We start from the raw sequence: 11,214 nt of genomic DNA, 5'->3' as shown, positions 1-11,214 counted from the left end.
GGTCACCCCCGCCGGCTGAGCCGCCGGCCACGGCCACAGCAGCCGCTTCGGCGCGGCGCAACCGAGCGCGCCCGATCACTGCGAGGACGAACGCGAGCGCCGCGGCGATCACCGGGACTGCGAAGCTCGCGTGCGCACCCTGATCCTCGACCATCTGCCCGGCGATCGCCGACCCGATCCCCACACCGATGAGCAACCCGGTGACGACGATCGTCATCCCCTCGTTGAGTTGTGCGGCGGGAACCAGTCGCTGGCACAGCGACATCGACGTGATCAACGTCGGCGCGATGAACAGGCCGGCAATGAAGCCGTTGACCCCGAGCATCAGCACCCCCGGCACCCACAGCAGCGGCAGGAGCCCAGCGAACATCGCGCACGTCCACCACGTCACCCGGTGAGCGACCGGCCCGGCGACCTCGACCAGGCCATAGACGAGACCGCCGACCAGCGATCCCGCGGCGAACAGCCCGAGCAACAGCCCGCCCCACGCCTTGACGCCCTCGGCATCGGCATACGCGAGCACGACGACGTCCATCGACCCGAACACCGCGCCGGTGAGCATGAGCGTGACCGCGAGTTGCACGAGCCCCGCCGCCCGGAACGCGCCGAGCGGATGACTCTCGACTGCCGTGTGCACCGGTGGCTCGCTGATCCGGTGGCTCATCAGCGCGAGAAAGCCGATGCCGAACAGCGTGACCGCCACCAACAAGCCCGCCTCGGGGAAGACGGCTGTCGCCAGGCCGGCCCCCAGCGCGGGCCCGAGGACGAAGCAGGACTCCTCGCTGACCTGCTCGAACGAGTTGGCGACATGCAGCGCCGCGGGATCCGCGTCGAGGACATGCGCCCAGCGGGATCGCACGAGCGTCCCGACCGCGGGCGCGAGGGCGCTCGAGGTGTTCGTCACCAGCAGCACCCATGTCGGCGCACCCAGATAGGTCTCGAGGGCCAGGGCCAGCAGTCCGGCCAGGGCCAGCAGTCCGGCCGGCAGGGCGATGCGCCGCTGCCCGTAGCGGTCGACCATCCGGGCGAGCATCGGCCCGCCCGCGGCCATCGAGGCGAGGCCGACGAAGGAGACGGCGCCGGCTACGGCATACGACTCCCGGCGCGTCGCGATCATGACGACGATGGCGACGCCGAACATCGCCATCCCCATCCGCGCGACATACGCCGCCAGCAGGAAGTGGCCGGTCTGCGGCATCGCCTTCAGCACGCGATAGGGGGAGAAGAAGCGACGCACGGGGCACCATTGTCCGCCCTCGGTCAGCGACGCTCAAATCGTTTCGACACGAGCGCGGCCGGGGAGCCCGTCGGGCTTCCCGGCCGCACGCACCTCTCGGGCGGAACGCCGGTCAGTAGCAGAGGGTGAATTGGCCCAGGCCGGCGCTCTGGCGGCCCGTCATGGTGGAGTTTGATCCGTAGGTCACCGTCACGGAGGTGACCGGAGAGGAGAAGGAGGTGATGAGGTTGCCGCCGACCTGGTTGCGGCTGGAGTTGGTCAACGCGACCGGGAAGTTCCACGGGTCGGCCAGTGTGCCGGAGCCGGAGACATTGGCCAGCGTGGAGGTGGCGTTGTAGGGATTCTGCAAAGCGGTCTTGGTGGGCGTGACCGCACCCGTAGCCGTAGCGCCGGAGACCGACCAGAGTTCCTGGTAGGACCAGGTGGGGTCATAGGTGCCGCCCGGGTAGGTCCGCTGGGTCGAGAAGTCGTCGAGCGGGACCACCAGGTTGTTGACGTAGGCCGGGATGGTGCGAGCTGCGTCTTGGTAGAAGCTGACCGTGACCGTCGTTGCGCCGGTGCCGGCCTTCTGGCTGAGGATGAGGTCGTTGCCGCCGCCGGTGGTGTTGATGGCGTACTGGTTGTAGGACAGGTTGCCGAAAAAGTCAGCCGACACCTGGCCCCATGCGTTCTTGCCCCGAGTCAACTGGTACTTCGTCGTGTTCGTGTCCTGGGCCGCCGTCTCGGTGTAGGTGACGCGAGCATAGAGCGGGTAGGTCGTCCCGGTGACCTGGAAGTCGTAGGGGTTCGTCGTCTTGGTCGTGCTGGCCGCCCAGGTCATGGTGGTCGACTTGCAGGCCGCGGATGCGGTCACGGTCACGGACGCGGACGCGGCGTTGTTGCTCGTGACAACCTCGCCACCCGCTCCGAGGGCCACCGCGGCCGTGAGCGAGACGGTCCCCGCAGTCGGGCCGGCGACATAGGTGGCCGGGATCGCCGGAGCCGAGGCGCCGGCGGCCAGCGTGCCCGTGTAGACCAGGGTGTAGGACGTGCCATTCTCGCTGGAGAGCGACCATCCGGCCGGAAGGGTGCCGAGCGTCAGCGTGCCGGTGGTCGGTTTCTGAATGGTGTAGATGAGCGTCTGACCGTTGGTCGCGGCGGTGCCACTGTTGGTCATCGTGTAGGTCACCCCCGACACCGCACCATTGGTGTGGGTCGTCGACGTCGCCGGGGTGATCGTGGTGGTGAGATCCGGCTTGGGGGAGACGGCGAATGCCGGGGAGGCCGCGACCATCAGGAGTGCGGGACTGGTCCACGCGGCGCCCTTGGCGATGGTGCGGCGGGAGGGGTGTTGGTTACGTTCCGACATGGATGACCTATGCCTTTCGGGTTCTGGAAATCGCCGCGGGGGGTTCGCTCCCCAGCCCGCGCGGCCGCCTCAGCACGATATATCCGCAGGTGGGCGGCTATGTGGTTAAGGACCTGGCCAATTGTCCAGAGCCGCCTTGGGCTCCTCCCGGGACCCATGCGTGCCTAGCCTCACACCCGGGACGCGTAGGCGCGCGAGGCGCGTCTCGGCATACTGGCGTGAGGCCCGAAATCCCCGACGCAAGGTGGCGATCGACGCATGTCCCGGCTCCAGACGACCGAGAATCTCACCGAGGAGCAGCAGGAACTGCTCAATCTCGTCCGACAGTTCGTCGACGAGCAGATCATTCCCGTCGCGACCGACCTGGAGCACAAGGACGAATACCCCACCGAGATCGTCGAGGGCATGAAGGAGATGGGGATCTTCGGCCTGATGATCCCCGAGGAGTACGGCGGGCTCGGCGAGTCGCTGCTCACCTACGCGCTGACGGTCGAGGAGATCGCCCGCGGCTGGATGTCGGTCAGCGGCATCATCAACACCCACTTCATCGTCGCCTACATGCTCATCCAGCACGGCACGGAGGAGCAGAAGCAGCACTACCTGCCAAAGATGGCGACCGGTGAGATCCGCGGGGCGTTCTCGATGTCCGAGCCCGGCCTCGGCTCCGATGTGGCCGCCATCAAGTCCAAGGCGGTGCGGCAGGGCGATACCGACGACTGGGTGATCGACGGCCAGAAGATGTGGCTGACCAATGGTGGCTCCTCCAACCTCGTCGCTGTCCTCGTGCGCACCGACCTGGGCGAGTCGAGCAGCCCCTACAAGAACATGACGACCTTCCTCATCGACAAGACCGCCGGCTTCGGCGAAACCGCGCAGGGCGTCACGGTCCCCGGCAAGATCGACAAGATGGGCTACAAGGGGGTCGACACCACCGAACTCGTCCTCACCGGCCACCGCACCACCTCGGCCCAGATCCTCGGCGGCGAGCCGGGCAAGGGCTTCTACCAGATGATGGACGGCGTCGAGGTCGGCCGTGTCAACGTCGCCGCCCGGGCGTGCGGGGTCTCGATGCGCGCCTTCGAACTCGGCATCGCCTACAGCCAGCAGCGCGAGACCTTCGGCAAGAAGATCGCCGAACACCAGGGCATCCTCTTCCGGCTCGCCGACATGGCGACCAAGGTCGAAGCCAGCCACCAGATGATGGTCAAGGCCGCGCGCCTGAAGGACTCCGGCGCCCGCAACGACCTCGAGGCCGGCATGGCGAAATACCTCGCCGCCGAGAACTGCGCCGATGTCGTCGAGCAGTCCTTCCGCATCCACGGCGGCTACGGCTACTCCAAGGAGTATGAGATCGAGCGGCTCTACCGCGAGGCCCCGATGCTGCTGATCGGCGAAGGAACCGCCGAGATCCAGAAGATGATCATCGGCCGACGCCTGCTCGAGGACTACAAGCTCAAGGGCTGAGCACGACCCGGAGCTGTTCCGCCGCGACGGCCGCCGTGAGCCGCTCGCCCGCGGCGAACTGGGTCTCGAAGTCGGTTCCCCCGATCGCCTCGCGAATCCGGCCGGCGAGGGCGTCGGGGTCGATGTCGGTGACCATCGTGACGATCCCCGCCTGACGCTGGATGTGCGCGAGTGTCCCGAGCGTCCGCGCGGCGGCCTCGAACTGGCCCAACGCTGTCAGGCATCCGGCCACCTCCAGGAAGACGGGGCTCTCGTGGAAGGCATCGCCGACGCGGACCGTGAGCTCGAGTGCTGACATCAGGTGCCTGGCCGAACCGGCGGGATCTCCCTCCACGAGCCGAACCCTGGCCAGACCGCCCAGGAGGACGGGACGCCAGATCATGTCAGCCGCCTCGTCGCACGCAGCGAGGCCGCGGTCGGCCGCCCGTGCCGCCGCGCGGAGATCGCCGGTGAGGATCTCGGCATACATGAGGGTCGCCAGCATCGTGACGCCGACCTCGCGGTGCTCGGCGGCCTGGGCGTCCTGCGCCACGGACTCGGCCGCGTTCCTGGCCCGGGTGGCGTCGCCGTCGAATAGGGCGCGCCCCGCGGCGTGCGCGCGGACCCAGAGATGGATCTCCGGGTCGGCGCTGGTGACGGCGAGGGCGGCGAGTTCGCCCGCGTGCCGGACCGCCGCGCTTCGGTCGCCGAGCTTGTCGTCGACGAAGACGGCATCGATCAAGAGCGCGGCCGTGGTCGAGGTCGGCAGGTCGGCGCGTCGAGCCAGGGTCCAGTCCAGCCAGCGACGCGCCTCGTGGTCGTGGTGCCGCACCTTCCAGTAGAGGCTGAGGGCCCGGCACCATGCGGCGATCTCGACCGTCCCGCGTCCGGCCGCTCGCTGCATGGCCAGGCGGATCTCGTGGATATCGCCGTCCAGTGCCTCCACTCGGTCCAACTGATTCCGCCCGCTCGCATCGCGTCCGCCACGGCGGGTCGCCTCGGCGCGGGCGAGGAAATGGGCCGTATGCCGCGCCTCGACCAGCGCTGCTCGCCCACCGCGATCGAGCAGTTCCTCGGCGACCGGGATCACCGACTGTCGCAATCCGTAGTAGGGCTGGGCCTGGACACCGGTGGACCGGCGCCGCACCAGACCGATGGCGACCAGGTCCTCGAGTGCCATCCGCGTGGTCCGTGGTGAGCGCCCGGAGACCGCGGCGATCGCGTCGACATCGGCCGCGCCACCGAAGGTCGCCAGGTCGGCGAAGACCCGCCGGCTCGCCGGTGGTGTCAGCCGGTAGCTCCAGTGGACCGCCGCCCTCAGGGTGCGATGTCGTTCGGGTCGATCGCGCTCGCCGGCAGGGTTGACGGTGATCTCTTCCAATACCCGGTCGACCAGGCCCGCCCAGCCAACGCGTCCGGCGGCGACCGCGGCCAGTTCGATCGCGAGCGGCAAGCCGTCCAAGTGGTCACACAGGGCGCGCAGTCGGGCGTCGTCGGGCCGGTCCCGTTCCGGGACCCCGCTCTTGCGCAGTTGGTAGCCGAGCAGCGTGGCTGCGGTGCTCGGGTCGAGTTCGCGCACAGGGATCAGCTGCTCGCCGACCAGGCCGACCGGGCGACGTGCCGTGGCCAGCAGGCACAGCGTGGGGAAGCTGTCCAGGGTGCGGCGGATCCAGGTCCACATGTCGTCGATCTGCTCGACATTATCCAGGACCAACAACACGCGTCGACCCTCCACCCGGGCGCGGACGGCCTCCCACGGACGCGAGCCGCCCGTCGTGCCGAGCGCACGGCATACGGACTCGATGACGAAGTCCGCATGCCGCACGGCGTTGAGGGCGACGAAGCCCACGGTGTCGAATGCGGCGTCGGAGCGCGCGGATTGGGCGACGTCCAGGGCCACCCGGGTCTTGCCGATCCCGCCCTCGCCGACCAGCGTGATCAACGCCGGACCGGGAGAGGCCACCGCATCGAGCACCTCCCGCACGAGGTCCTCGCGACCGAAGAGGGGGCCCAGGGGGACCGGAAGCCGGGACGGAGCAGCCACGGCGGCGAGGTCATCGAGGAGGTCGTGCTGCACGCCCCGACGGGTGAGTGCGGCCAGCCGGGCATCCTGGCGCCGGCGGTGGTCGTCGGCCCAGTCGCGCAGCGGCCCACCCGCCGGCACATCCTGGAGGAAGGGGTCGCGAAACCTCGTGAGCGCCGCACGCCAGCACTCAGGGTCGTCGCTCGCCTCCGCCGCCGCGAGGTCGAGCAGGTCATGGCCGAGGAGGTGCGGATCCAAGCGCAGTGGACCCCCGCGTCGGCCGAGGACGGGACCGAGCCGCCGGTGCAGGTCATAGACCACACGGGAGAACTCGGCGCGCCGGTGTGTCCGTTCCAGGTCCGGCCAGAGAAGCGCCGCCGCCTCGTCGCGGGTCATCGTGTCGTCCGTGGCCGTCAAGGCGAGCAGGAGGACAGCCTTGCGGCTACGCAGGCCGCGAACCGGCTCCCCCTCGACGGTGAGCGCGAGTGGTCCGAAGAGCGTCAGCCGAATGGGCGGACCCTCCACCACGTCGACATCGCCCTCCTCGGGATCGCGGCCGTGCCCTGACCGTGATGGCGACCCTAGCGAGGTCTCCGTGGTTTCGCATCCGCTGGTCGATGTCCAGACGATGTCCCCGTGCTCCTCCGCCCGCCTCCAGTATTCTCCCATCTTTTCCATCGGTTTCCGGGATTGACGCCCACCTGCGAATGGCAGCACGGTGACAGGGCAGGCCGAAATGGCTCACCGAGGAAAGGAACAGGTATGTCCGACAAAGCCCTGGACTTCGTTCGCCAGACCCAACTTCCCACCCGCGACGACCTCGCAGAAATGCTGGACCGGATCGCCGCGGCCCGCGCCATGGCGGACGGGCAGGATGACGGCTCGCTCGCGGCCGATAACACCAAGAGCGGTAGTGTCAACGCCGGCAGTCTGACCTCGTTCACCGAGAAGCTCAGCGGCCAGGGCAAGAGCGATGTCCAGAACTCGACACTCTTCGCCCAACTCGCCGCGAACTACGATTACGACAAGTTCACCGATCCGATGAAGTGGTATCTTCGGTACACCGAGGTGCTCGGCCAGATCGGCTGGATCAACCCCGCCTTCGCCTTCAAGGCCTACAATTCAGAGAAGTCCACGTTCACGATGAACGAGGCCGTGCTTGACATCCTGGCCGCCATCGCGACGGCGAACGAGGTCGCCATCGTCGCGGCGACCATGGACGGACTCAAGAGCCTGTCCGATGACTCCAAGCAGATCGCAGTCTGGGACTCCAACTCCAACAACGGGAGCAATGGCACCTTCCAGATCTTCCCCGTCGACCAGCTGCCCAACGGCGATGTGGTCATGGTCCTGGCGGGCCTGCAATTCACCGCGAACAAGGTCACCTCCCGGTTCCTGTGGTTCGAGTGGAGCAAGACATCGGTCAAGATCGAGCAGGCCGCCGGCAAGTTCGTGCTGAACGACGACGTCTACAAGACGGTGCGCAAGGAGATCGTCGAACGCCTCGGTGACCTCGCCAAGGACCTGGTCCTCAACATTCCACTGAAGTTCCCGAGCTGAGTCGGTCGTGGCGATGAACCCGGCCGACATCGCGTCGATCGAGCTCGGCGGCCTGCCACCCGCCGCCACCGCGGCAAGTGACCACCCCGAACCGGCGGTGGTCGCGGTCGGGGGAAGCACGCAGGTCAATCAGGGCATCCTGATCGCCTACGACAGCGCCATGCCCACTCAACCTGCCGCGGATGTGACCTATTCGCTGTTGTTCGCCCAGCTGGCGGCAGACGCGCAGAATGACCGGCGCACCGCACCAGACGCATGGATGAGCGTGTGGCTCGACGTGCTGCAGGGCGTCGGCTGGATCGTCGAACGCGACAACCGGCCACCGGGTCGCGAGCTTCCCCTCGGGACGGAGTGGCCGGCACTCGTCACGGGTCTGCTGCCGACATCGGCCGCCCAGCTGTGCGCCGGGGGGATGGCGGTGGCCCAGAAGCTGCCCCCCACCGCTCCGGGCATGAAGGTCTGGGGTCGCAGCATCGCCGGCGCCGACCGTGCCATGTTCATCCCCGCGGCTGCGCTGGCCACACGCGATCCGACGATCGCCGCCGTGGCTGTCGCCTGGCAGCTCCACCAGGAGCTGACCACGTTCTTCACCTGGTCCCTGGCCTTTCTCGCGCAGTTCCGCTCGGTCCAGATGACCTTGAACGAGACGGTCTACTCGCGATTGCGGCAGGACATCATCGCCCGGCTGGGCACGGCGCCGGCCACATATGTGGTCGAGCTGACCGCCAGCCGGCAAGAGATTCCAAGGAGCAAGGAATGACCGCACAGACCTCGACCTTCCAGCGCGCGGGTCACGCGCTTGCCGGGACTGCATGGACCGGAGCCACGACCCCCACGTCCGCAGAAGCGGGCCCGCTGCCCCAGATCGTCTTTCCCCCCGACACGCGACGCCGCGTGACCGATACCACGACGTATCCGTGGTCCACATTCGGCCAATTGATCATGGATTTCCCCAATGGGGGGCGTTACACGGGGACGGCCACCCTGATCGACCGCCACCACCTCCTCACGGCCGCGCACAACGTCTTCGGAAACGATATCGGCGGCTGGGCGAGGAATATCTGGTTCGCCCGGAGCCGAGACGGCGACACCCTCCCTGGAGGATTCGTCCCGGCGACCCGGGCGTTCATCACCGAGGACTACTTCACCAAGAGTCCGCCCAACCCCAACGAGTCGGGGGGCAATGTCGGAGACGTCACTCTGTATACGTACGACTACGCCGTGGTCCGGCTGCGCGACGCCCTTCCGAATCCCATCATGGGGATGTATGCCGCGGGCGATATCGAGTTGCCGGATCTCGCCCGGATCACCGGCTATCCGGGCGACAAGCGGCCGGCAGACACGATGTGGACCGACATGGGCCCGATCCGCCCCGAGGATCTCGAGCACTTCCTCTTCTATCGGATCAACACCTTCCGGGGAGAGAGCGGCGCGGCCATCGTCGCCGACCTGGAACTCCCCATCGGCAAGACGATCGTCGGAGTCCACGTGGCCGGTGACCCGGAACTCGAGACCAACTTCGGGGTCCGGCTCAGCGAGGAGGTCCTCGAGAACGTCCGCACCTGGATGAACACCGCCTGACGGCGCTCGAGGACGACCGGCGGCATACCATGTGGCCTCGTGACCACAGCCGCGACGGAGCCGTCGCACTCAGTTGACGAGACCGGGCACGGCGGCGGACACGGCAACGTGTCCGCCCTCGTCCTCGCGGCGCTCGGCGTCGTCTTCGGTGACATCGGCACCAGCCCGCTCTATGCGATGCAGACCGTCTTCACGATCGACGACGGGGCGGTGAAGCCGACCGAGGCCAATGTCTATGGCGTCATCTCGATGGTGTTCTGGTCGATCACGCTGATCGTCTCGATCAAGCAGTTGATGTTCATCCTCAAGGCCGACAACGACGGCGAGGGCGGCATCCTCTCGCTCGCCTATCTGACCCGGCGCTTCGTGCCCCAGGGTGGGCGACGCTTCGGGTTGGTCATGATCCTTGGGGTCATCGGGGCCTCGCTGTTCTTCGGCGACAGCCTCATCACGCCGGCCATCTCGGTGCTCTCCGCGGTGGAGGGCCTCAAGGTCGCCTCGCCGGGACTGGAGAAGTACGTCCTACCGATCGGCGTGACGATCATCGCCGTGTTGTTCGCCGGACAGCGGTTCGGGACCGAGAAGGTCGGGCGGCTCTTCGGGCCGGTCATGGTCATCTGGTTCCTCGCCCTCGGCGCGCTCGGGATCCCGCACATCATCGCGGACCCGCACGTGCTCGGGGCGCTCTCGCCCCATCACGCCGTGGGCTTCGCCTTCCGCCACCCGTTCATCGCGTTCATCGCCATGGGCGCGGTCGTCCTGTCGGTCACCGGTGCCGAGGCGCTGTATGCCGACATGGGCCACTTCGGCCGCACCCCGATCCTCCGCGCGTGGTTCTGGCTCGTCTTCCCGTGCCTGACGCTCAACTACCTCGGTCAGGCGCAGCAGATCCTCCATCACCCCGAGACCGCGGTCTCGCCCTTCTTCCATCTCGCGCCCGACTGGATGTCGCTGCCGCTCGTCGTGCTGGCGACCGCCGCCACGATCATCGCGAGCCAGGCGGTCATCTCCGGTGCGTTCTCGGTCGCACGCCAGGCGGAACGGCTCGGTTACCTGCCTCGCCTGACCGTGCGGCATACGTCCCACAGCGAGAGCGGACAGATCTATATCGCGTCGGTCAACTGGCTCCTCTTCGGCGGCGTCCTGTTGCTCATGCTGACGTTCCGGGCCTCCGAGAAGCTCGCCACGGCATACGGCGTCGCGGTCACCCTCGACCTCATGCTCACCACGGGCCTCTTCTGTGTGTATGCCGCGGCGCGCCACCGCTGGCAGCATTGGCAGATCGCCGCGTTCGCCCTGTCGTTCGGGGTTCTCGAGGTCAACTTCTTCGCCGGCAACGCCGCGAAAGTCCTCCACGGCGGATGGCTGCCGCTCCTGGTCGCCGCGACCATCAGCCTCGTCATGATGACGTGGCGGCGGGGGACGACCCTGGTCACCGCGCGCCGCGTCAGCCTCGAGGGTGAGCTGCTCCCCTTCCTCGACGTCATGCATTCGGGACACCTCGCGCATGTCGACGGCACTGCCTTCTTCCTCCATCCCAATGCCGAGACCGTGCCCCTGGCCCTGCGGGAGAACATCAACTTCAATCAGGTCATCCACGCACGCACGGTCATCGTGTCGGCGCGGGTGCGGAATGTTCCGCACATCCCGCTCGGCGAGCGAATCGCGATCGACACATTGGGCGATCCCTATGACCACATCTCGCACGTGGCGCTCGCCTTCGGCTTCCAGGACGATCAGGACGTCCCCGCCGCCTTGGCGCTGGCCATCGAGCAAGGGCTCGACGCCGAACTCGACAGCGCGGTCTATTTCGTGTCCAAGATCACCATCCACCGCTCGGATCGCCCGGGGATGGCGGGGTGGCGCAAACGGCTGTTCGTCGGGCTCGCGCACAACGCGGCGACGCCGGTCGACTACTTCCGGCTGCCGATCGGGCGCACGGTCGTCATGGGCGCCCAGGTGCGGTTCTAGAGCCGTTCAGCGATCGTCCAGGGATTCTTGAGACACTGACTCCATGACGAC

8 protein-coding genes are annotated in these 11,214 nt (G+C 67.7%); 5 read left to right on the top strand and 3 right to left on the bottom strand.

What is annotated here, in order from left to right:
- Both PKH97_RS08660 and PKH97_RS08655 read right to left on the bottom strand, forming a co-directional pair.
- Nucleotides 1-1,237: MFS transporter (locus PKH97_RS08660; RefSeq protein ID WP_324387006.1), on the bottom strand; the 1,237-nt coding region annotated here is incomplete at its 3' end.
- Between the two features lie 112 nt (nt 1,238-1,349).
- Nucleotides 1,350-2,585, bottom strand: a complete 1,236-nt coding sequence (locus PKH97_RS08655) for a hypothetical protein (RefSeq protein ID WP_324387005.1) — start codon at nt 2,583-2,585, stop codon at nt 1,350-1,352.
- A gap of 258 nt (nt 2,586-2,843) precedes the next feature.
- Here PKH97_RS08655 and PKH97_RS08650 point away from each other — a divergent pair, with 258 nt between their 5' ends.
- Complete coding sequence (locus PKH97_RS08650) at nt 2,844-4,049, top strand: acyl-CoA dehydrogenase family protein (protein ID WP_324387004.1); 1,206 nt, start codon at nt 2,844-2,846, stop codon at nt 4,047-4,049.
- On the opposite strand, the gene PKH97_RS08645 is transcribed toward PKH97_RS08650, so the two are convergent.
- On the bottom strand, nt 4,039-6,720 hold the full coding sequence (locus PKH97_RS08645; RefSeq protein ID WP_324387003.1) for an NB-ARC domain-containing protein: 2,682 nt from the start codon (nt 6,718-6,720) through the stop codon (nt 4,039-4,041). The genes PKH97_RS08650 and PKH97_RS08645 overlap by 11 nt on opposite strands.
- Before the next feature lie 93 nt (nt 6,721-6,813).
- On the opposite strand from PKH97_RS08645, the gene PKH97_RS08640 reads away from it, so the two are divergent.
- From PKH97_RS08640 to PKH97_RS08625, 4 genes are read left to right on the top strand one after another with little or no spacing between them, the layout of a single operon-like run.
- Nucleotides 6,814-7,611, top strand: a complete 798-nt coding sequence (locus PKH97_RS08640) for a hypothetical protein (RefSeq protein WP_324387002.1) — start codon at nt 6,814-6,816, stop codon at nt 7,609-7,611.
- 7 nt (nt 7,612-7,618) lie between these two features.
- On the top strand, nt 7,619-8,371 hold the full coding sequence (locus PKH97_RS08635) for a hypothetical protein (RefSeq protein ID WP_324387001.1): 753 nt from the start codon (nt 7,619-7,621) through the stop codon (nt 8,369-8,371).
- Complete coding sequence (locus tag PKH97_RS08630) at nt 8,368-9,192, top strand: hypothetical protein (RefSeq protein WP_324387000.1); 825 nt, start codon at nt 8,368-8,370, stop codon at nt 9,190-9,192. The genes PKH97_RS08635 and PKH97_RS08630 overlap by 4 nt, the downstream gene beginning before the upstream one ends.
- Nucleotides 9,193-9,231: 39 nt before the next feature.
- Nucleotides 9,232-11,163 carry a potassium transporter Kup gene (locus PKH97_RS08625; RefSeq protein WP_324386999.1) on the top strand — a complete coding sequence of 644 codons (1,932 nt, stop codon included), beginning with the start codon at nt 9,232-9,234 and terminating at the stop codon, nt 11,161-11,163.
- The last annotated feature ends 51 nt before the right edge of the window (nt 11,164-11,214 follow it).

It is taken from the genome of Nostocoides sp., assembly GCF_035343835.1.
In the GTDB taxonomy this organism is placed as follows: Bacteria; Actinomycetota; Actinomycetes; order Actinomycetales; family Dermatophilaceae; genus Nostocoides_A; species Nostocoides_A vanveenii.
Note: the sequence above shows the minus strand (reverse complement) of the source record. Positions and strands in the feature narration are given on the sequence as shown.